Annotated in this window: 20 protein-coding genes; all 20 read right to left on the bottom strand. The window is 59.3% G+C overall.

Annotated features, from left to right (window positions below; genetic code table 11):
* Nucleotides 1-37 precede the first annotated feature (37 nt).
* The 20 genes from PLO63_02285 to PLO63_02190 all read right to left on the bottom strand — a co-directional run bounded on the left by PLO63_02285 (nt 38) and on the right by PLO63_02190 (nt 22,001).
* Complete coding sequence (locus tag PLO63_02285; GenBank protein ID HOI72952.1) at nt 38-1,303, bottom strand: O-antigen ligase family protein; 1,266 nt, start codon at nt 1,301-1,303, stop codon at nt 38-40.
* Between the two features lie 75 nt (nt 1,304-1,378).
* Nucleotides 1,379-3,190 (bottom strand): asparagine synthase (glutamine-hydrolyzing), encoded by a 1,812-nt coding sequence (gene asnB / locus PLO63_02280; GenBank protein ID HOI72951.1) that lies wholly within the window; start codon nt 3,188-3,190, stop codon nt 1,379-1,381.
* A 6-nt stretch (nt 3,191-3,196) separates the two neighbouring features.
* Nucleotides 3,197-4,369 carry a glycosyltransferase gene (locus tag PLO63_02275; protein HOI72950.1) on the bottom strand — a complete coding sequence of 391 codons (1,173 nt, stop codon included), beginning with the start codon at nt 4,367-4,369 and terminating at the stop codon, nt 3,197-3,199.
* Nucleotides 4,366-5,382 carry a glycosyltransferase gene (locus PLO63_02270; protein HOI72949.1) on the bottom strand — a complete coding sequence of 339 codons (1,017 nt, stop codon included), beginning with the start codon at nt 5,380-5,382 and terminating at the stop codon, nt 4,366-4,368. Before PLO63_02270 ends, PLO63_02275 begins: the two co-directional genes overlap by 4 nt.
* On the bottom strand, nt 5,379-6,302 hold the full coding sequence (locus PLO63_02265; protein ID HOI72948.1) for an NAD-dependent epimerase/dehydratase family protein: 924 nt from the start codon (nt 6,300-6,302) through the stop codon (nt 5,379-5,381). Before PLO63_02265 ends, PLO63_02270 begins: the two co-directional genes overlap by 4 nt.
* 55 nt (nt 6,303-6,357) lie before the next feature.
* On the bottom strand, nt 6,358-7,260 hold the full coding sequence (locus PLO63_02260; GenBank protein ID HOI72947.1) for an alpha-1,2-fucosyltransferase: 903 nt from the start codon (nt 7,258-7,260) through the stop codon (nt 6,358-6,360).
* 67 nt (nt 7,261-7,327) lie between these two features.
* Nucleotides 7,328-8,167 carry an FkbM family methyltransferase gene (locus PLO63_02255; GenBank protein HOI72946.1) on the bottom strand — a complete coding sequence of 280 codons (840 nt, stop codon included), beginning with the start codon at nt 8,165-8,167 and terminating at the stop codon, nt 7,328-7,330.
* A 49-nt stretch (nt 8,168-8,216) separates the two neighbouring features.
* Entirely contained in the window at nt 8,217-9,086 is an 870-nt protein-coding gene (locus tag PLO63_02250) for an NAD(P)-dependent oxidoreductase (protein ID HOI72945.1), read from the bottom strand.
* A 16-nt stretch (nt 9,087-9,102) separates the two neighbouring features.
* Entirely contained in the window at nt 9,103-10,083 is a 981-nt protein-coding gene (locus tag PLO63_02245; GenBank protein ID HOI72944.1) for a GDP-mannose 4,6-dehydratase, read from the bottom strand.
* On the bottom strand, nt 10,067-10,789 hold the full coding sequence (locus PLO63_02240; GenBank protein HOI72943.1) for a nucleotidyltransferase family protein: 723 nt from the start codon (nt 10,787-10,789) through the stop codon (nt 10,067-10,069). The genes PLO63_02245 and PLO63_02240 overlap by 17 nt, the downstream gene beginning before the upstream one ends.
* A gap of 9 nt (nt 10,790-10,798) precedes the next feature.
* Complete coding sequence (locus tag PLO63_02235) at nt 10,799-12,049, bottom strand: glycosyltransferase family 4 protein (protein ID HOI72942.1); 1,251 nt, start codon at nt 12,047-12,049, stop codon at nt 10,799-10,801.
* A 7-nt stretch (nt 12,050-12,056) separates the two neighbouring features.
* On the bottom strand, nt 12,057-13,259 hold the full coding sequence (locus PLO63_02230) for a glycosyltransferase family 2 protein (protein ID HOI72941.1): 1,203 nt from the start codon (nt 13,257-13,259) through the stop codon (nt 12,057-12,059).
* Nucleotides 13,256-14,254 carry a GDP-mannose 4,6-dehydratase gene (locus PLO63_02225; GenBank protein ID HOI72940.1) on the bottom strand — a complete coding sequence of 333 codons (999 nt, stop codon included), beginning with the start codon at nt 14,252-14,254 and terminating at the stop codon, nt 13,256-13,258. Before PLO63_02225 ends, PLO63_02230 begins: the two co-directional genes overlap by 4 nt.
* A 34-nt stretch (nt 14,255-14,288) precedes the next feature.
* On the bottom strand, nt 14,289-15,419 hold the full coding sequence (locus PLO63_02220; GenBank protein HOI72939.1) for a glycosyltransferase family 1 protein: 1,131 nt from the start codon (nt 15,417-15,419) through the stop codon (nt 14,289-14,291).
* Between the two features lie 7 nt (nt 15,420-15,426).
* Complete coding sequence (locus tag PLO63_02215; protein ID HOI72938.1) at nt 15,427-15,978, bottom strand: hypothetical protein; 552 nt, start codon at nt 15,976-15,978, stop codon at nt 15,427-15,429.
* 18 nt (nt 15,979-15,996) lie between these two features.
* On the bottom strand, nt 15,997-17,829 hold the full coding sequence (locus PLO63_02210; GenBank protein ID HOI72937.1) for a hypothetical protein: 1,833 nt from the start codon (nt 17,827-17,829) through the stop codon (nt 15,997-15,999).
* 169 nt (nt 17,830-17,998) lie between these two features.
* Entirely contained in the window at nt 17,999-18,703 is a 705-nt protein-coding gene (locus PLO63_02205) for a glycosyltransferase family 2 protein (protein HOI72936.1), read from the bottom strand.
* Nucleotides 18,704-18,747: 44 nt separating this feature from the next.
* Complete coding sequence (locus PLO63_02200; GenBank protein ID HOI72935.1) at nt 18,748-20,007, bottom strand: DegT/DnrJ/EryC1/StrS family aminotransferase; 1,260 nt, start codon at nt 20,005-20,007, stop codon at nt 18,748-18,750.
* Nucleotides 20,008-20,013: 6 nt separating this feature from the next.
* Entirely contained in the window at nt 20,014-20,949 is a 936-nt protein-coding gene (locus PLO63_02195; GenBank protein HOI72934.1) for a GDP-L-fucose synthase, read from the bottom strand.
* A gap of 5 nt (nt 20,950-20,954) precedes the next feature.
* Complete coding sequence (locus PLO63_02190; GenBank protein HOI72933.1) at nt 20,955-22,001, bottom strand: transketolase C-terminal domain-containing protein; 1,047 nt, start codon at nt 21,999-22,001, stop codon at nt 20,955-20,957.
* Nucleotides 22,002-22,004 lie beyond the last annotated feature (3 nt).

Genomic DNA, 22,004 nt, shown 5'->3' with positions numbered 1-22,004 from the left:
GTTTTTCTCATCTCATATGTGACGCCGTCTCCTTGTTCTATCCTGGAGCACCGGTCGGATCCGTGTGATTGCCGTCTCTCATCACAAGCATGCCCGCAGCAGCAAACAGAAGCCTGTTATCCGAAAGGTCGCCCGAGCAAAGGGCGTTCACAAACAGATCAACAAATATCATCAATATAATCAACAATGTCGGGACGCATTGCGTGGCCTTCAAAAACCTGTTTTGATACAGCGCCCTCAAGGGAATGGCCAGAAACAGAAGAAAACCCACCAGACCGAGTTCAACCAGCAGTTCTAAAATGACGTTGTGAGGATACTCTTTGATGTCCCCAAAACCAACCAGCAAGGGCCAGCTACCGAGTCCATGTCCCAGGATTGGTGCCTCCACCCAAAGTCTTAACGCTCTCCAATAATAATCCAGCCGAAGCAGCGGACTTTCCCCTATGCCGACAAACAGATAATATGTCCTTCTGATGGTTGGCATGAGTGAACTGTGTGACACCATATAGCCAGCCAGGATAGCGACAGCCAGAATCGCAATACACATCAGGAAGACATGCTTTCTGTTCCATAGATGGAACGGAGAGCTCTTTTTCCATCCTGCAATCGGGATCAGGGCAAATGAAACGATCATCCCCAGAAGAGGTCCTCGGCCTCCCAGAATCATCAATACGAAAACAAAACAACATAGAAGAGCCAATGACAAGAACATGGATAGACCCGATTCGGCATTCAGCATATAGTAGCCATATATGGAGATTGCACCCAGACTGATGATCCTTCCGATTGAAATGTAGTCGGCGCCGTCTACGGCAACGCCGATCGCCCAAAGCCTCTGGTCTGAGGATTGGAAAAACGAAAAGAGAGATTCCACGGCAAACCACAGGGCAAAGAAGAAAAGGCCTCCCAGGAAATATCGGACCCGCTCAGCACGGTCAGCGACAATCAAAGCTGCGGCAATCAGAGGCCAAAATGTAAGAGTACAGAGATACAGAGCTTTCTTCCCGGCATAGAGCACACCTGGAGACCAGGTCAAACTCACGGTGGCATAGAGAAACAAGAAACCGCCAATGCCGACCACGATTAAAGCATCCCCGGCAAAACGAGCCTTTTTCCTCGCCAGGATGAACATCCCCACGGCAACACTCATGGCAAAGAAAAGCGCCGTCAAATCGACAGGAACCCAGTGCAGCCAGGGACGGGCCTTGTAGCAACCTGCAAACAGAAATAACAGGAAAACGAATTCAAAGGAAAAGAACGTCTTTGCTGTATAGGCACGCATACTTTTCAATGAATTGGTCATCCTCATTCCATCTATGCGATCATTTGTTCGGTGCCTATAATGAATGGGCTGCGGGCGAATTGAGAGAGCCTCTGATCAATCCTGCGATAAGACATCGAACATCTTCTCCCAGATGGCGATGTTATAAAGACGCCACTGCATTTCAGTATTTAAAGTTCCGAGGTCGGGAATCTGTTTGCAAACTCTGTTGAGCAAGCTTGAGCGATCGATCTCGGCCTGCATGATTGCCTGATGCCGTTTCAGCCACAAATCGGCGGGCGCCTCGAAGCCGAACTTGTTGCGCCGCCAGGCGATTTCCCCCGGCAGGATCTTTTCCGCCATTTTTCTAAGCGGATACTTGGTATATCCTCCCCGGATCTTCCATTCCGCGGGCAGGTCCAGGGCCGTCCGGACACAGTCCCCCTCGATATAGGGGACCCTGGCCTCGATGGAAAAGGCCATGGAGTTGCGGTCCTCGTAACGAAGGAGGTGGGGAAGCTGCTGTCCCATGACTTCCTTGGCCTGCAGTTTCCGGAGCCGGAAGACGTCCCGGGAGAGGCTGCGGATCATGGAATTCGAGCGCTCCAGGGACTCCGGCTTCAGGAACCGCGCCCGCCTGTGCAGGACGGCCCGGCGGAGGGGAAAACTGGAGAAATAGCCCACGGAGGCGAGGAACCACCAGAATCCCATGCGGGAATTCCGGATGGCCAGGCCGTATTCCTCCAGGAGGCTTCGCAGGCGGCCCTTCCGGAAAAGCTCCCAGAAAAAGGCTATGTAGTAGCGTTCATACCCCAGAAGGATCTCGTCGCCTCCCTGACCGTCCAGCATGACCTTCAGGCCCGCCTCTTTCGCCGTCTTCATGACCCAGTACTGCATGAAGACGGAAGGGCTGCCGACGGGCTCTTCCTGAAACCAGAGGCACCGCTCGATGTGCTCCGCGAAATCGTCGTAGCCGGGAGCGGCGACGTGCCACTGGAGGCCGCAGTGCTCGGCGACCAGCCGGGCGTAAGGGGTCTCGTCCGTTTCCGGACTTTCCGAGCGGGCCGTGACGGCGTCGAACCGGCTGTTCCCGTTCTCCCGGTTCATGGCCGCCGCCAGGGCGGCAACCACGGACGAGTCGAGCCCCCCTGACAGGCAGGTCCCGACGGGAACGTCGCTCCGCAGGTGGAGACGGACGGAGCGCTCCAGGCGGTCCGCAAAGTCCTCGACCGTCGGAGGCAGCGAGTCCGGCCGGCCGGTCAGATCGAAGTATCGCTCCGTCCGGATCCGGAAGGAGGGAAGGTCGATACGCATCCAGCACCCCGGGAGGATCTGCCGGATGCCGAAGAAAAAGGTCTCCTCCGTGTGATCCGTTGTCCCCACGACGATATACTCGACGAGTCGCTGGTCGTTGACGCGGGCGGGTGCGCCGCCCGCCAGGACGGCCTTGATCTCCGAGGCAAAGAGGAATCGATTCTCCCCGTCGGAGTAATACAGGGGCTTGATCCCGAAACGGTCCCGGGCGAAGAAGACCTCCCGTTTCGCTTCGTCGAGAATCGCAAAGGCCCACATGCCTGTGAAGCGTTGGAGGCACGCCTCTCCCCACGCGTCGTAGGCGTGAAGAATCACTTCCGTGTCCGACCCGGTCTCGAACCGGTGCCCCTGGGTTTCCAGTTCCTGACGCAATTCCAAATAGTTGTATATTTCCCCGTTGTAAACGATCACCAGGTTGCCATAGCGCATGGGCTGGTGCCCAGCGGGGGACAGGTCGATGATGGACAGGCGCCGGTGGCCCAGGGCTACCTGACCGGACGCATAGACCCCTTCATCGTCGGGGCCCCGATGCCCCATGACCGCCATCATGGCCTGAAGGATCTCCTGCCCGGCGGGCCCGGCGTCTTTGTTTATGATTCCGGCAATGCCGCACATACCGGCTCAGCGACCACCCGGAGCCGCCATCAGCGACTCGTAAATCCGGGACAGATTGTCCAGATACGCATCTTCTCCAAAGCGGTCCGTCACCGTCCTGCGAATCACAGACTCCTCATAGCGGACGGCTCCCGCCAGGACCCGCTCCATGGCCGCGGCAAGATCCCGGCTGCTGTCTATATCGACCAACAGGCCGTTCTCCTTTGTAAGGATGAACTCCGGACCGGTGCAGCGGGTTGCGATCACCGGCTTCCCGCAGGCCATCGCCTCCCCGATGACCACCCCGAAGGTCTCCACGAGGCTTGGCAGAACAAAGACGTCGCACCGACGCATCCATGTGCGGACCTCCGCCGGCTTGAGGAGCCCCAGGAAGCGGCAGCGGCCATCGACCCCGAGGCGCTTTGCCTGCACTTCCAGCGCTGCCCGTGCCGGACCGTCGCCGCCGATCCAGAGTTCGCAGTTCGCGAATCCTTTTTTCTCGAGGAGATGCAGGGCCTCCACGAGGTTGTGGATCCCCTTGGCCGGATCCAGGAGCGCCACGGTCAGGAAGCGGGTGCGCGGACCGGGTGGCTCGTCATCGGGGGAAGGCGTGAAGAACCCTGTTTTCACCATAATCCCGAGAGGGGAGACCTTCCTCACCGGCTGAAACGATTCGATCTCCCTCGCCAGCCCCGGACTGGCGGTCACAAGGTGATCGCAGGAATCGAGGGTCTCCCGGACCAGTCGCCGTTGCAGGCGCGTTTCCAGGTGCACCGAGAAGGGTCCCGTGTATTCGGTCAGGACGACGGGAATGCCGTGCCGTTTCGCGACCCGGACTGCCGTCCATCCGGCCGGGTAGACCATGTAGGCGTGGATCAGGTCCGGCCGCCCCCAACGGGACACAACCCTGGCAAAGAGCGTTTCCGCCAGCAGGCGGTAGAAAAGGATGCGCAGGGCAAAGGAACGGGGTGGGGCGATGGCTTCCTGCCGAAACACGGGGAGACCGTTCTGAACCTGCTCCACCGTCCGGGGCCGATCCTTTCCCTCGAGCATCCTCCTCCAGCTGGGGATCCGCGCCAGGCCCACCGCCACATCGTAGCGCCTCGAGAGGACCTCGGCCTGCTCCTTGGTGAAGATCCCGCTGACGAAGGAACCCTCCGTCGGATAGGTGGACGGCCAGATCAGGATCTTCCGTTTCATGATAGCCCCATGCCGGGGAAAAGCCGCCGCGGAAACGACAGGGCCTGCCGGACGACCACAAACGGATCCGCCTTCAGGGACCGGCCGAGGATGGGCCATACCCCGGGATGCGAGATCCCCCGCATGAAAAGCTTGAACAGCCTTGCCGCGGCGTCGAGGCGGATGATTTCTTTCTCCGCGGGATTCAGTGAGGGATCGGACAGGACCGAATCCTGGAGACGGCCCATCCAATCCGCCGCGGCCACCGCATCGGCGGGCACCCTTACATCCTGAAGCCAGAGGGTGCGGAGCGCGCCCGGCGGGGGCTCCTCGCCCAGGATTGTCCGGATGTGAGCGCCGGCGACGCGGAGGGCGTTGCGGACGTTGTCCTCCGGCCAGACGCGGGTCATGCTCGAGGCATGCCGGCGCAGCAGCAGCAGAACCTCCGGGAGCATCGCCAGCCTGGTTTTATCCGCCGCCCGGGTCCAGAGGTCATAATCCTCGCACCGGAAGGCCTCTTCCCGGTAGGCGCCCAGTTCGAGGATCAGGGAGCGGCGCATCATCACGCCCGCATGGGCGATGGGGCAACCGAAGCAGAAAGACCAGCGGAGCAGGCCGTGACCCGCCAGGAGGGGCAGGACGGCTCGGGGACGGTCCCGCTCGTCGATCAGCCTCGCTCCCACAGCCACGATGCCCACGTCCCCGTGTCGCTCCAGGAACGCCGCCTGCTTCTCCAGGCGCTCCGGCAGGCTGATGTCGTCCTGGTCCATGCGGGCGACATACTCCCCGCGGGCCAGATCCAGCCCCTCGTTGAGGGTCGCGACCAGATCCCTGTTCTTTTCGTGCCGGACAAGCCGGATCCTCGGATCGTGCAGGGCGGACAAAATGTCCCAGCTTTCGTCGGTGGAGGCGTCGTCGATGACCAGCAGCTCGAACGCTTCGCAAGTCTGGCGCAGGATGCTGTCCACGGCGCGCTCCAGGTAGGGAGCGCCGTTGTGGACCGGCATCAGGACCGTCACCTTCGGGGAACTCACGGTCGGCAGACCTCCAGGATCTGGCTCCAGGTCCTCCCGACACCTTCCTCGAGGGAGGTCGAGGGCTCCCATCCCAGTTCGCGTCTCGCCCTTTCGATATCAAGACAGATCTCCGGGACGTCGAACCGCCTTCCCTCCGTGTAATGGACAGTCGGCTCCCGCCCCGTGGCTGCCCGGATCGTCGACAGCACCTGATTGAGGGAGGTCCCCCGGCCGCTTCCGAGGTTGAAAATCCGGGAAGGCGTCCGGGCCACGGAGGCCCGATAGATTCCGTCCACCAGGTCTCCGATGTACAGGTAATCCCGGATGATGCTGCCATCTCCCCAGATCTCCACCGCCTCTCCGCGGGCCAGCCGCCACAGGAAAACGGAAACGGCCCCCTGGGCCCCCTGCGGATCCTGCCGGAAGCCGTATGGATTGGAGGGACGGAGAATCGTGTAATCCAGTCCATGGAGATGGCGGTACAGGGCCAGGTATTTTTCCACCGCCAGCTTCGTGATGCCGTACGAGCAGAGCGGTTCCGTCGGGCTGTCCTCGGAAACGGGCAGGCTCCGGGGATTCCCGTACACCGTGCCGCCCGAAGAGACGAAGACGATCTGGCCGATCTTATGGCGCACGCACTCCTCGAGGAGAAAAAGGGTGTCCGCCAGGTTGGAAGAGACGTCAAAGGGGGCATCGTCATTGGACGTTTTCGGAAGGGTGTTCCAGACAAGGTGGTACGCCACCTCCCGACCGCGAAGTGCCTCCGCCAGGAGGCCGCGGTTGCCGAAATCGCCGAGGTGATAGTCCACCCCGCGCAGAGAGGGACGAAAGCGTTCCCCGTACTTGTCGAACACCCGAACGTCGTGGCCCTCCGCCAGCAGACGGTCCACCAGATGGGATCCGATGAATCCGTTGCCGCCCAGCACGAGGGCCTTCATTTCTCCTGCTCCTGTTCCGCCTTCCGCCTGCGATCCTTTGAAATCATGCCCTTCCTTACATCCTGATCCAGGAATCCGGAACGATGTCCGTCTCTTCCAGGACGCCTGCCCGGAACCAGTTCCGGGGCGCCAGGACGATCTTGTCCTGGAAATCGCACAGCCAGGCTCCCCACCAGCTGAAGCTGCTGTTCGCGACGATGTGGTAACGGCATCGGCTCATGAGCAGCAGGTCTTCGTAGTCCCTTTCCCCGCCGTTGTGATCCACCACGACAGCCGAGCTTCCCAGATCCATGTTCCGCCGCACCCAATCGGGCTCGTCGGAAAATATGAACAGGCGGAGGTTTTTCACCCGTTCATCGAGGAACCGTACGCACCGCCGGTAATAATCCCCGTCGCAGAGGCCGTGGACCTCGCAGGCGGCGGGGTCCGTCACATAGTCACCCCGTCGGACATGGACGCTCGCGGAGGCGGTCCGGAGCATCTCCTTCTCCATCTCCCGGCTGTGGGCGTCCCGGGGTTCGATTTCGGCGATCTCCCTCCGGATGTCGCCGGCGACCGTCAGAAAGTATTTCTCGCTCTGCCAGTAGCCACGGAGGTAGACGCTCTTCGGGGTTCTGAGAATGTCCGGATCGTAACGGCCAATGCACCTTTCCTGGAAAACGAAACGCCGGTGGTACGGTCTCATTCTCTGCAGGAGACGGAAGACAATCCCCCGAAACGAGTTCCGGGGCGGTCCGCAGAGGGCGTCGATTTCGTCGTCGCCGGCGATGCGTTCCCGAACCCGGAGGTGATTCAGACGGTAGGTGCGTTCCTTGCCGGTATGAAAGGCCGATAGGTCCAGTTTCAGCTCCGTCCGGTGGTGATCGGCGAGCATCCGGCCCGTCGCGTACTGGAACAACTGGTTGCCCAGCCCGCCGTTCAGGCGAACGATCACCAGTGGTGTGTCTGCCCTTTCCATCGACTTGAAGCCTTCCACCGCTGTCTGTTCATCCCCCCGAGGGTCCACCCCCCCGTGCCTCCGTACGTCAGGTCGGAAGCCTTCCCCTCCGGCCCTGCCGGATCATCCTCAGGAATCGGAAGATCGCCGGCCTCAGCGAGAGCCGAAAAGCCCTGAGCGGGCGGATCCCCAGGGCACCACGCGTCAGGAACGGGTTTGCGAACGAAACACCGGGATTCACCAGTCCGAGATTGACAAGGTACAGCCATTCCCTTTCCGTCGGCGATAGTCGCCCGAGGAAGTATTCATAGGCCTGCCGGCCGGTCAGGACAGGGAGCCGGGAACCGTCGATCGCGTCACGGCGAACGAAGAAGGCGTTGCCCGTGTAGCAGACAAGGGCATACCCCTTCGCGTCCGCCATCTCCACAAATGTCCGGAGCGGCTGGCCGACGTTGTCCTGCGCAACGCGACGATCGATCCTTGTCTTCAAATCGGGATCGTGCCCCGCGTTGACCTCGATGCAGATCACGCGGGGACGGACGGTCAGTGCTTCGAGGATCTCGTAATCCAGTCCATCGATGTCGATGCTCAGGAAATCCAGGTCTCCGATCCCGTTCTCTTTCATGATTGAGTCCAGGCTGTTGGGCCCCTTGTCGACAAAGCGGTTGACGCACACGACCGACGGTTTGTCCGCGTAACACGAGACGAGCAGGTGGAACCGCTCGGGATCGCCTTCGATCATCAGGGCGGACCAGCCCTCGAGAATGAGCCGGCGGCAGTTGCTCAGATGGACGCCGTCCCACGCGCCGAATTCGCAGCAGGTCCTCGTTGTCGTCCCGATCCTGTCGAAAATGGCGGCGATGACACCGTCCTCGCCATTCTGCGAATACGTATTCGATTTGTAGGCGAGCAGGTCTTCCGGTGGCATTCCGGGATGTCTCCTTTCGGGTAGTGGAAAAGCAAAACGACCGCGAGGGTCAGTCTGAAGACATGTCGGCCTGTGTCGCTCGCAGGACTTCCTTCACCCCTTGATCGAGGGTGTATCGCGGCTCCCAGTCAAAGGTCCGCTTCACGAGACGGATGTCCGCGGCGATGTCGTCGACGTCGTTTCTCCTGGGCGTGTCCGCGATCGCCAGGTTGAAAGGCCTTGGTGCAAGCCGGCGGACCCGCTCGGCTACGTCCAGGTTGCTGTGGATCTCGCCCCCGCCGACGTTGTACGTTCCCGCCGGCACCGGCTCCGTGGATAGGATCTTCCGGACAAGTTCGGCAAAATCCCGGATGTAGAGGTAGTCCCTCCGGGGCGCCGGGTCCCGGAGCGTGAAAGCCGCCCCGCTCCGCGCCGACGCCAGCAGGTCCGGGATCAGGCGGCCCGGCGACCGGCTGTCCCCGTAGATCAGGAAGCCGCGCAGAACGACGACGGGAATGCCCGTGAGGCCGCCCCACTGGCGGCAGATCGACTCGCCGGCGATCTTGCTCCCCATGTAGGGATTCAGCGCCTCGACGGGATGGGACTCATCAATGGGGAGGTACTGCGGCCGGCCGTAGACGTAGGAGCTCATGAACAGGAACGAGGCCCGGGAGAGCCGGGCGATCTCCAGGGCACGGAGCGTCGCCTCCGTGTTGTTGGCGTACACGCCGAAGGGGTCCTCGAAGCTCCGGGGGATCGACGTGGAGGCCCCGAAATGGAGAACCCACGCCAGCCCGCCGGGAATCGTTCCCCGGTCCGGCTCCGCCGCCCCACGGCGGGTGAAGGCGTCCAGCGAGACCGCCTCGTGCCCCTCCCCGGACAGGAAGCGGCATAGGAAGCCGCCGATGAATCCCTGTGTCCCGGTGATCCCGATCCTCATGAAGGGCTTCCCCGCGTCACAGCTCGTTGAGGGCGGACCGGGGCTGATGGAACACCTCCAGGTACCGGCGGTACCAGGCGACCGTCCGCTCCAGCCCTTCCTCGAAGGCTACCCGGGGGGTCCACCCCAGGAGCTCCGCGGCCCGTTCATTGGCAGCGCACATGCGCCAGATCTCCGTCGGCCGGTTCGGGAGGTGGCCGATCCGGAGTTCCGAGCTCGATCCCGTCGCCTCGTGGATCCGGCGGACCAGATCCCGGATGGCGATCTCACGGTTGGAGCCGATGTTGACGACCTTGTCCAGCGGAGGATCCGGCATTCCGGCCACCTGTACAAAGGCGTCGATGATGTTGTCGACAAAGTTGAATTCTCTCGTCTGGATGCCCTCCGTGGTCTCCACGGGGAGCCCCCGGAGGCAGCGGACGATCAGCTCGGGAATCACGGCCCGCTCGCTCTGGTAGGGGCCGAACGTGTTGAATGGCCGCACGCAGACGATGGGCTGGTTCGTAACGTGCCGCTTCATTCTGGCGTAGAGCTCTCCCGCGTATTTGCCGATGGCGTACGGTGAGATGGGAAACGGCATGAATTCCTCCGCGAAGGGAACCGCCGTCTGATACCCGTAGACCTCCGACGAGGAAATGTAGACGAACCGTCCGAAATCCGGAGCGTATTCCAGAAGATTGGCCGTCGCTACCGCATTGGACTGGAGGGCTTCGCTGACATGAAGGAAACTGTCTCCGACGTGGTTGTACGCCGCGAGGTGAAAGACCGCGTCGTAGGACGCGTCGCGGAACTGTCTCAGCGAATCGATGTTCCGGAGATCCCCCTCGATCACCTCGATGTCGTCCCAGACCGGACTCAGGCGGACATTGTCGATGATGCTCCGGTATTTCACCAGGACGGACACACGCGCTCCCAGCCGGACCATCCGCTTCGTCAAATGGGAGCCGATGAAGCCGGCCCCTCCCGTCACCAGAACGCGCTTATCCTTCCAGTCCATCTTCCACCTCGGACATCGTATAGAATTGACAGAGCTTTTCTTCCGCTACCTTCAGCTCGTCGGGCGTGTTGAAGCTGATCTCCAGCCCCTTGTGCTCGTAGGCCCCGAGCTTTTCCATGGCCATCAGAATCTTGAAGAAGGCCACCAGGCCCTCCCCATCCCTCATGCGGCGGATCTCCTCGGGTACGAACCGGAGGGCCGATTTCCGGATCACGGCATGACCGATGTAGTACTGCAGGACCGGTTTCTCCCGGAAACTGGTCACCCGGCTGCGGCCGTCGAACTCCACCAGCCCGAAGGGATTCTGGATGGAGGCCGTGACGAGGGTCGCTTCGTGGCCGCCCTCCTCGTGGAAGGCGAACAGTCTTGACAGGGACAGGTTGGTGAAGGTGTCCCCGTACGTCATGAAAACCCGGTCGTTGAACAGATCCCGGGCATGGCAGAGGCGCTCCAGGATGCCGGCGTCCTCCCCGGCGTCGGAGAAGACGGCCTCCATGCGATCCTCATACGGTCGCACCGCCTCCCGGATGAGATCCCCCCGGTATCCGACGCAGAAAATGAAGTCCCTGCATCCCTGCCTCAGGTATTCCTCGATCTTGAGTTCCAGGATGGTCTTCCCGTTGAGGCAGACCAGAGGTTTGGGAACCCGGTCCGTTAGCGTTCCCAGGCGCCGGCCGCGTCCCCCGCACATGACAAGAATCTTCATGGTTTCTCCCTACGACCTTCCCGGACCGTCGCTGCAGAGGATTTCTTCATACCGTCCGACGATTTTCTCCCACGTATAATTTTGCCGCCATCTTTCCCGCCCCTGCCGCCCGAGCGTCATGAGCCGCTCCCTGTCCACCGCCAGACCGGCCATGGCCTGCGAGAGAACGTCCGCGGAGACGCGAGTGTTTTCAACCCGATCCCGCTCGGCAGGGACGATCTCCCCGGCCCCGGTCCATTGTGCGATCTCTTCGGCATTGCCGACGGGCACCGTCAGAAACGGCAGCCCCGCAGCGGCGGCCTCGAAGAGGACGAGGGGAGAGTACTCCACCCGCGATGCGAAGACGAAGAGGTCTGCCGTGAAGAAGGCGGCGATCATCTTTTCCCGGGGCAGGTCGGTGAAGACGATCTGCTTATCCCGCTGCCGCAGGATGCTCCGATAGGCAAGGAGAAGGTTCCGCACGGGATTCTCCCGCCCCAGCAGCACCTTTTTCAGGAGCGCCCGCAGATGAAGACGGATCCGGTCTCCGGGACCCTGCGTCGGAGGCTGGTCCCGCCGCTCGTAGCGGCCGTCCAGGACCAGGCAGGTTGGAAAGGGGAAAGAGGCCCCGGCGTAGGCCTGGGCCACCTCCGCATGCCCCTTGGCAAAGGGGGGGGTTCCGACGGACAGGAAGACGAAGGCATCCGGGTCAATGCCGAGCTGCTGCCGCAGATCCGGGACGGGAGAGGCGGCGAATTCCTTTTCGCTGGCTCCGTTCGGAAGGACCGAAAAGCGTTCCAATCCGTTCTCCCTGGCAAACCGGATGTCCCGATAATCCGTGGCGTTGAACACCAGGTGATCGAACCGCCTAAGGACGTCCGGCATTTGGCGGTAGTATTCGCTGTAACCCGGTTCGTAAAGGCAGGAATACCCGCAGGGGACGTGAATCTTGCGGGCCGGGATCCGATCGAGGATCGGCCAGAGGGCATCGAACGTCCACTGCTGGGCGGCGTAAACGAGCATCGAGTCGAATCCGCCGTCGAGAACGAACCGCCGGTACGCCTCCGCGTCCCCCCGGATCCCTTCCACCCCGTTTCCGGAGACGGCGAACTGCCGGATATGGACCCCGTTCAGCGCGTCGAAGGACCGCTCGTCCATCCTCGTCGTGGCCACCGTGACATTGTAGCCCCGCCGGGAAAGCGTCTCCCCGAGCTCCCGGATGACTCGCTGGACCCCCCCGACACTGGGAGCGAACCACTCGGCACACAGAAGGATATTCACAGGCCCCTCAGGACCGGCCCCACCGCAGGCGGCCCGCGATGGCCTTGCAGCGTCGGTGGTACCAGGCAAAGGGGCCTTTCCCGAGGGAGGCCGCGAGCCTCCCCGGCAGCGCCCGGCTGAGGAGACCCCCGGGGATCCTCAGGGCATCCCCGAGGAAACGCCTCCCTTCCTCCATGGCCCCTTGCAGGCAGTAGTACTTGCCGATGCAGTAGTAGCTGAGGCCAAGGAGCCGGGGGTACCGCCGGTATGCTGCCATGTTTCCCCGCAGGTGCGCCGCCCAGCAGGCCAGGTCGCCCGCGACGGCTTCCCGGGATCCGTTTCCTTCCGCCGCCGCGATCTCGCGCCAGGCAAGAATGAGGCGGAAGGTCTTGTAGTACGACTTCAGGCAGGCTTTTCGGAGACGGTCCTCCGGCAGTTCCCCGGCAATCCGGTCCAGGACACCCAGGAATTCGTAGCCGAACCGGACGGACTGGACGACCGACTTGGAATCCTGATGGTAACGGAACCACGCGAGGAGGACCGGCAGGTACTCGGCCCGGACCCCCGCCAGGAAGAGGCGGATCCAGAGGTCGTAGTCCATGACGAACTGGAGGGCCGGGTCCGGTCCGCCCACGGCCTCCCAGATCTCCCGGCGGCAGAACGCCCCGGGCTGGGGTATGAAATTCTCTTCCAGAAGTTCCGGAAGCCCTCCCTGTCGGACCCGGAAATGGTCCATCAGGCGGCCCGCACCGTCAACCATCGCACAGTCGCCGTACAGGAGGTCCACTTGCGGCGCCTTGGCAAAGCGGGCGCCCACAACCAGGAGTGCTCCGGGGGCATAAAAGTCATCCGAGTTGAGCCACGCGAGGATCTCCCCCGAGGATTTCCCGACACCTTTCCGGATCGCGTCGGTCTGGCCGGCATCGGGCTCGCTCACCCAGTAGGTGATCCAGGGCTCGTAGCGGCGGATGACGGCAAGGGTCTCGTCGGTGCTCCCGCCATCCACGACAATGAACTCCAGGTTTGGGTAACCCTGCAGGAGGACCGAGCGGACGGTCTCTTCCAGGTAGGCCCCCTGGTTGTAAGACGGCGTGACGACGGTGATCCGCGGCCACACCGCCCCTTCGGGCAGGTCGGGAGCCGGCAGCGGGGAGGCCTCCGTCCAGGGCCAGCCGGTCCGCCCGTGTGGGGGCGTAGGGAGCTCCGCCAGAAGGGGAGAACGCTTCGTCATGTCATCCGGGCGGGGCATCCATCCTCAGGACCGGCCGTCTGCCGGGCCTGCTCCTCCTCCACAAGCCGCCGTACCAGCCCGTCGAAGGTCATGTCGTACTCCCATCCCAGCTTGTTCCTGGCTTTGGCGGGGTTGCCGCAGATCACGTCGATGTCGGACGGACGGAAGAGGGTCCGGTCGATCATGGTGTGCTCCTCCCAGTCCATGTCAAGGCAGGCAAAAGCGGTGGCGGCAAAGCTTCGAAGGCTGTGGGCCTCGTTGGTTGCGATGACATACTCGTCCGGCTCGTCCTGCTGGAGCATGAGCCACATGGATTTGACGTACTCCGGGGCATACCCCCAGTCCCGTCGGATTTCCACATTCCCGAGGGTCAGCTTCTCCCGGGATCCTTTCGCGATCCGGACCGCTGCGGAGACGATCTTCTTGGTGACGTAGTTGGGGGGACGAAGCACAGATTCATGGTTGAAGAGGATGCCGCAACAGCAGAAGAGTCCATAAGCCTCCCTGTAGTTGACGGCCAGCCAGTGACCCGCCGCCTTGGAGATGGCGTAAGGACTGACGGGATGGAAGACCGATTCCTCAACGACCGGCAAGGTCCTGACGCGGCCGTACATCTCGCTGGACGAAGCATGGTAGAACCGGGCGGGAAGGGCCAGCGTCCGGATCGCTTCCAGCAGATGCTGGGTGCTCAGGACGTTGAAGGCCACCGTATCGACGGGATCCCGGAAGGACTGGGCGACGGAGCTCTGGGCTGCCAGATGATACAGTTCGTCCGGCTGCACCTCTTCGAGCAGGTCCTGGAGCCGCGGCAGGTCCAGCAGGTCGCCGGAAACGAGTGATACGCGCTCCAGAGCGTCGATCCAGGCCAGATTGGCCAGTTGCGTGCGGTCATAATCGGTCACCAGGCCGTAGACCCGGTAATCCTTGTCCAAAAGGAATCGGGACAGGTACGCGCCATCCTGGCCGGTGATGCCGGTAATCAGGGCCTTTTTCATCGAGGCGCCTCCATATGAAATCCCGACCGTACCGTCACGCTATGCTCCGGTAGACACGCAGCGTCTCCGCGGCTGTCCGGTCCCAGGAATAACGGCCGGCATGGGCGAGAGCGGCCCGGGTACGATTTGAATCCCTCCCCTCGCCCATCACCTGGTCGAGGGCGGCCAGGAGGGAATCCCCGTCGATGGGATCGAAATAGATGGGGCAATCCCCCGCCACCTCCACCGTCGTGGCGATCCGGGAGGCCACCACGGGACACCCGCTTGCCATGGCCTCCAGCAGGGGAATGCCGAAGCCTTCGTAAAGGGAGGGATAGAGAAAGGCCGCGGCACGGTTGTAGAGCCGGCAAAGGCTCTCGTCATCCACGTTCGTGAGCAGGCGAACCTGATCAGCGAGGCCCAGCTTCCGGAGGAGGTCGGCCTCAACAGGCGTCCAGGGGGCTCCCACGGCCAGGAGTCCGACATCGCACCGTTCAGCCCAGCGGCTGTAGGCCCGGAGGAGCCCGTCGAAATTCTTGTAGTGGGCCCGGGAGCCCACGTAGAGGAGAAATGGTCTTTCGCCGGGATGGTTGCTCTCCGACTCGCCGTCCCGAAGAGGCCGGAAGAAATCGCTGCCGGCCAGGTGAACGACGTGGAGCCGGTCGGAGTCCCAGTCGTAGATCTCCCGGATGTCGTTCCGGGTCGCCTCGGAGATGCAGAGGACGGCGTCGGCCGAGAGAACGCAACGCTTCCTCAACGCCCGGAATGCGTCCCCGCCGGGGCCGAAGAACAGGTCCGGATAGCGCTCGTGGATCATGTCAGCCACGGTATACACTTTGCGTCCTTCCCACCGGCCCGGCTCCGAGAAGTACGTCGAGTGCCAGATTTTCCCTTGTCCGGTGCCCAGCCGGAGCCGCATCATGGCCTTCCGGGCCGGCTCCTCCAGGGAGCGCCAGAGAAAGGACGGACGCATGAACGGCTGCGGATCGAAAATCCGCAGGGGGTGGATCCGCGGATGGGCAGGCAGCGCCTGGCTGCTGTTCCCGACAACGAACAGGGTCATGTCCACCGCCTCGTCCTGAGCGCACATGCGGGGCAGGATCTCCGTGAACAGCCGGGAGATCCCCCCCATGGACTGGGACTGGTAGATGATGCCGTCGATGACGAGGTGCAGGGGATTTTGCATAGTTTGTTTATCTTCTCAACTTCTGGCCTTCAGGCGATCTTCCCGTTTGATCGGCTATCTGCCTCATGTTCAGGGAGAGACGGCCCCATTCCCCGACGAGTACCTTCTTTTCTTCATCCGGCATCTGCGTCAGTGCCTCATTGATCCTGCCTGGCATATTCAGGACTGCACGGGCGCTCACCTTGTTTATGCTTTCCCCGATTGCCGATATCTCATGACGCACAACGGAGGAGAACACAGGTAGAAATGCCAAAGTAAGGAGGAACAAAACCAGGGCAACGATCAGCGTTTTGATGAAAAAAATGGAAAGATCGTGCGACAGCAGTCTGCCGATTCGCAGTGGAACAGGATTTTCAACGGTATTTTCAAGACCGTAATATTTAGTTTTTTCAAAGTAATCCTTCTTTCGAGTTTCCAGCAGGTCATAAGCCTCCTGAATGCTCGGACCTTCTGCAAGAATATTCAATTCCAGGATGAAAAAGCAGTAGCTGCCGTCCTTTACCCTGAGAATCGGTGTATAATTCGATCGGCTGATCGTATCAGAGCCTCCGCTTTGCATAGGGTCCTCCTTCGCACCTCAATGGGTCATCATGATTACCGGACCGATTTGCTTCACGGCCACTGGAGCATCGACGATTCCTCTCAAATCCGACCATCGCCGCCCGGGAACGGCAATGGCGACATTACCGTATTTCTCAAAAATTGAATGAATGCGTCCCTGCAAAATCGACGAAATGTCGTCCTTGGATGCATAAAAATGTAGTGGGATCTGGCGGGCCACATAATACGTATTGACCGGCACCCCTGCTGCATAGCCCAATCCGTATACAACGGCATCCCATTCATCATCTCCGGTCCAGATGGACGGAGCGATGAGCAGGGCTGTTTTGTCCGTCACGGTGGCGCGGATCTGATTTCTCTCCTCCGTGGTAAAGATGGACTTGATCTGATCGCTCCCGGCTGCTTGAACCGGACGAAGAAGAGGAAGAACATCAAACAGATGCACGAGTATCAGGATAAAAGGGAGCAGCGTTAACAGGTTTGAAGATTGAGCAAACCGGGGATGACATTTCAGCCAGTCTATGGATCTGGAAACCAAGACGCAAGACAGCAGGACCAGAAAAAGCATGAACGGGACGGCCAGTCTTCCGGGTGCTCGGATGTTGAACAACGGATGCCACATCTCGGCCATCATTCCGGCGGGCATCAGCGGAATCGATTCAATCCTCCGTCCTGCAACGTACAGTACGTATCCCAGGCTGAAAATGAAACAGGAGAACGCACACACTCCTATCATCAAGGCGTCAGGGATTCTTCTGTAGTAATACGAAAAAGACCTAACCCGGAGTATCTTAGCTCCAACTTTAGCCCTGCCGGCCGGAGACAGATGAAGTGCCAATGCCGAGACAAAGATGAGGCACAAAAGGGCAACAGGGACGGTGCCGATGTATGAGAACCCCTCGTACTGTCCGACATCCTGAATCGCCGTAGTGAAGGGAAAGCCGATTCCCGACAGAATTGAACCGGCAGGGAAACTGGATGTTCCTTCCTTCGGTGTCATGAACGGCGCCAGCAGGTCCGCTACATGGTACCCTCCCCCCATTCCAAAATCGAAAGAACTGATGTTCAGCGGGATCTCCGGAAGCGGATACATACCAAGTACATAGAGCACCGATACGGACGCTGCAATTCCAACCAGAAAGGAAAACCCGGCAACACCGAACCTATGCAAACGTGTACGGTCCGCCCCCTGTATAAGCAAAGCGAAGACCTCCAGCACCAAAAAGACCAGCGTCATCAGAATCAACCCGACGAAGGTGTAATTGTCAACAAGCGTCGTGACGGAAAGCAGTAGAAGCAGGGCGGCACCGGCCTTGACGGATGGGCGTCGCATGATCTTCAGCATGATGAGACCCCAGGCGAGATAGATCGGAAAACCGAGAACGCAGAATGGTTGATGCCATTCACTTCTTATGATGATGGGGAAGGACAATGCCGTCAGAAATGAACCCAGGAGGATGTATCCGAACTTTGTTACACGAAACTCTTTGAGGATAAGAGCTGCGTTGAATGCCGTCAGGAATACGGCCACGAGATCAAGCAGTGTGAAATAGTAAAAATCTTTAAAAAGGGAGCTGACTTTGCCTAAAAATTTGAACACAATTGCAAACAGGGCGATAGAGCCTGTACTGCCGATGTTCGCATCCAGGAAAGGAAACGTCATCCTGGCAATTTTTCCCAATGGAAACGTGAATGGCTCGTCTGCATAGATCAAATAGGCTCCGTATTCACCCAGACTTTCAACATTCAACAACCTGGTGGAACCTGAAAACGGCAGGCAGTCCCAGAATCGGATGGCAAAAAAAGCCGTCACGATCGATGCGCACACGTATGGTGCAAGACGGATCAACCACGCGGCCTTTCCTGCCTGCGCGGCGTGTTCGTCATGCCCATCAAAGCTGTCAATGTCAGGATTCGGGATAGTCAACACTCGATGATGGAAAGCGATCAGGTGTTCTGATGAATGCAGGGGGATGCTAAGGTAGTATGGCCCAACCCTACACGAAGAGCAGCGCGCCTCAACGCCAGACGAGAAAATCTCGGATGAATTGATATAGGAAAACTGCGCCCCATTGCCAGATCCGCAGTTTCCGTTCGCCCCCGATCCGGGGAGGCTCATCGCCCGGAATCTCGGATATTTTTAATTTTCTTCTGGCGGCACGCACGGACAGGAGTGGCTCCCAGCTCACCTTACAAAAAAACAACTTCTCCGGCACATTGTACCATCGGTCATCACAGAGCTCCAAATCGTAGATCAACTGCTTTTTATAGGCTCGATAGATGACCATGGCGTCGGTGTAGTTCCCCCCGTGCAGGAGGTTCGCCAGACCTGTGAAAAACCAGTTTCCAAAGCCCGTCAGGAAGTCATCGTCCGCACTCTTGGCATCTCCGAGGTAGCGAGAAACGATGACCATATCGAAACCTTCCTTCATTTTTTCGAGCAGGTCTGGGATCAGTTCCGGTATGGAGTTTCCATCCGGGCTGAAGGTGATCACGACGTCCCCTTCCACGGAGGGCAGGATCTCTTCATATGCATGCCTAAACCCCGCCTTTTTCTGGATGTAGACATGATACCCCGCCTGTTTCGCCCACTCCACGGTCCCATCCGTTGATCCGCCGTCAACGATAATTATTTGATCGACCCAGTCATTCCGAATGCGAGGCATGATGGCTTTCATGCCTTCAATCTCATTCCAGGTCATAACCAGCAATGTGACTTTCATTGATGTTATCCTCCGGCTTCGTTCAGCTATAAATCTTCGGGACTCTAACGCTCAGATTTTGACGACCGGCCGTTGCGTCGGTGAAGGTTGCTGCAATGCATCTTCAGGAAGTCTTCCAAGGTTTCAAGAACATAATCCATCTCGGCGATTCCCAGGTCGTGATGACATCCGATGTGGATCCCGTTGCGGCCCATGTACTCTGCATTGGGAAATTGCCCGAGCCTGTAGCCCAGATAAGAAAACCCCGGGCATTGCGTCGGCATCGACAGAAAGAGGGTCCGTGTTTCAATACCCCTCTTCTCCAGGTAATTCGTCAGGTCAGCCCGAGTGAAGGGTGCACCCTCCTGAACAATGATGGGGATTGCATGCGGACCGATCTGTTCCCCTGCTTCTTCGCGGATGGAAGATAGATAAGGGTTGAACCTGTCGAACCGATTCAGCACGTACAGAAGGTTCTCCCTTCGTTTATTCAGGATATCGTTATAATTTTCCATGTTGCCGAGGCCGATTGCCGCTTCCAGTTCGTTCATCTTGCAGGAGTATCCGATCCGCTCAAAGATGAAGCGGATATCTTCACCTCCCTCGCTCGCGAATCTCTTGGCGCAGAAGCCTGACTTCAGATTCAGTTTGCATTGCCTGCACTTGCATGCCCGACCGTGCGAACGGAGCGAGCGGAGTATGTCGGCGAAGCCCTCATCCTGAGTGATGACGATCCCCCCTTCTGCCGTCGTGATGATATGAGCAATGTAAGTGCTGAAGGCCGCCATGTGCGACAGGTGGCCGATAGTCTTCCCCTTGTAGCGTGCCCCGTGAGCCTCTGCGGCATCCTCTATGACATAAAGGTCGTGCTTCTTTGCAATCCTCGTTATCTCGTCCATCCTGGCCGGTTTACCCATCAGATGAACCGGCATGATGGCACGGGTTTTTTCCGTAATGGCCTCTTCGATTTGTCCAGGATCCATGTTCAGCGTATCTCTCTCAATATCGACAAACAACGGCGTGAATCCTGCGTGAACAACGGCATTCCCTGTCGCGACAAAGGAGAGAGAGGGAATGATGATCTCGTCGCCCCGCTTGGCTCCATAATCGTGAAGCACAGCCAAGGCAAGAATATCTGCATCCGTTCCACTGCTTACTGCAACCGCCTCCTTGAATCCATGCAGCCGGGCAAATTTTTCTTCGAATTCGCGGACATACTTCCCACTGGATACCCTTTTGGTTTCAAGAATTTCCGAAATAATTTCCTTCGATTTTTCTGGAATGGATATTGTGCCGAAGGGAACCTTCATTTTTTTCTTTGCCATAATCACCTACCGATTCACGACTTGGCTCTGCCGGAACCAGTCGTATGTCTTTTGAAGTGCGTACCGGAAATCCACCCGGGACCTCCAGCCGAGAGAGAAAAGTTTGCCGGAATCAAGCAGTTTCACCGGCATTCCATCAGGCTTCGAAGGATCAAAGCGGAGAGACCCTTCATAAGCAACAATTTCCCGAATCAGGAGGGCCAGATCCCGGATTGATATGTCCTGACCGCTTCCCAGATTTACAGGAGACAGCCCTTCATAATGGTTCATGACAAAAACGCAGGCATCCCCGAGGTCATCGGAATAGATAAATTCCCGTCTCGGTTCACCCGACCCCCATATCTCGACTTCGCCCAATCCCTGGATCTTCGCTTCATGAAAGCGGCAGATCAAGGCACCGATGACATGGGAATCTTCGGGACTGAAGTCATCTCCCGGACCGAAACAGTTTCCGGGGATACCACAGATGAAATTATCTCCGTACTCCCGGCGATAAGACTCGATCATCTTGATGCCGGCAATCTTGGCCAGCGCATAGGGTTCATTGGTTGGTTCCAGGGGACCCGTCAGGATGGCTTCCTCTTTCATCGGTTGCATACACATCCTCGGGTAGCAGCAGGAACTTGCCAGATACAGGAGTTTCCTGACCCCCGCACGATGCGCGGCATCGATAAGGTAAATCTGCCTGAGCAGGTTATCGATCATGAGTTCGGCCGGAAACTTCAGGTTTGCGGCAATCCCTCCTGACATGCCGGAAGCAATGAAGACGTACTCAGGCCTTTCCGTCCTGAAGAAGCTCTCCACTCGTCCGGGATTGACTCCTTCGTCGCCAGCAAGTCCCTCGATCAGCAGATCGTAACCGAGGGCTTTCAGGGCCCTTTTGATTCCGGCCCCGATAACTGTCTCGACTCCCGCCACAAAAATCCTGGAATGTTTTTCCATCCGTCCTACCCCCGAGACAGGCTTTCCAGGATTGCCTTCTTGATGTTTTCTTTGCCGACATAGAAGGCTTCTTCGAGGGTATAGCCGGCGGGCGTCGGCAGGTCGGGGCAGGCCACCCTGATGATGGGGCCTTTCAAGGAATGAAACCCTTTTTCCGACACCATTGCTGCAATTTCTGCAGTTGCACCACCTGTCTTCCAGCCCGAATCGGCAATGACCAGGCGACCCGTTTTTTCGACTGACTCAAGGATTATCTGTTCATCTAGCGGACGAAGAGAACGTGGATCGATGACCTCGGCATCGATACCGTCCGCCGACAACTCTTCCGCTGCATGGAATGCATCGATCAACAGATGTGAAATGGCAACGACGGTAACGTCTTTTCCGGTCCTTCGGACGATTCCCTTTCCGATCGGCACCCGGTAGAGCCCTTCCGGGACGACGCCCTGCTGCTTGAAATTGAAGCGATGATCGATGATCAGGACAGGATTCGGATCGGCTATGGCGGAGATCATCAGTCCTTTCGCATCATGGCACGTACTGGGCATGACGAGCTTCAATCCCGGCACATGCATGAATAGTCCCTGCAAGGCCTGAGAATGCTGGGCGGCCGAGCCCCATCCTCTCCCCACACAAGCCCAGAGTACCAGAGGAACGCAGACGGCTCCGCCGAACATGAAATGCCACTTCGCCGCATGATTGACCAGTTGGTCCATGGCAAGAAGCAGAAAATCGGGACGATTGTGAAAATAGACGGGATGCATCCCTCCCAGGGCGGCACCCACGGCGACACCCGTCAGCGCCGTCTCCGCCAGGGGCGTATCAAAAACGCGTTCCCCTCCAAATTCGTGATGAAGCCCCAGGGTTGTACCGAACATACCACCAGGATCATCCACCCCCTGTCCCATCACGAAAACCCGCTTATCGTGCCGCATGGCCAGTTGCAGCGCTTCACGAACCGCATCCGCATAGGCACAGACGCGTCTGCATTCTGTGAGGCCCTTGCTGAAGTCCGGCTCTATCTCGTCAGGCTTGATCTTTGACCAGGGCATGGG

The organism is Syntrophales bacterium (assembly GCA_035363115.1).
In the GTDB taxonomy this organism is placed as follows: domain Bacteria; phylum Desulfobacterota; class Syntrophia; order Syntrophales; family PHBD01; genus PHBD01.
The sequence above is the reverse complement of the archived record's forward strand: the minus strand, read 5'-3'. Positions and strand labels throughout refer to the sequence as shown.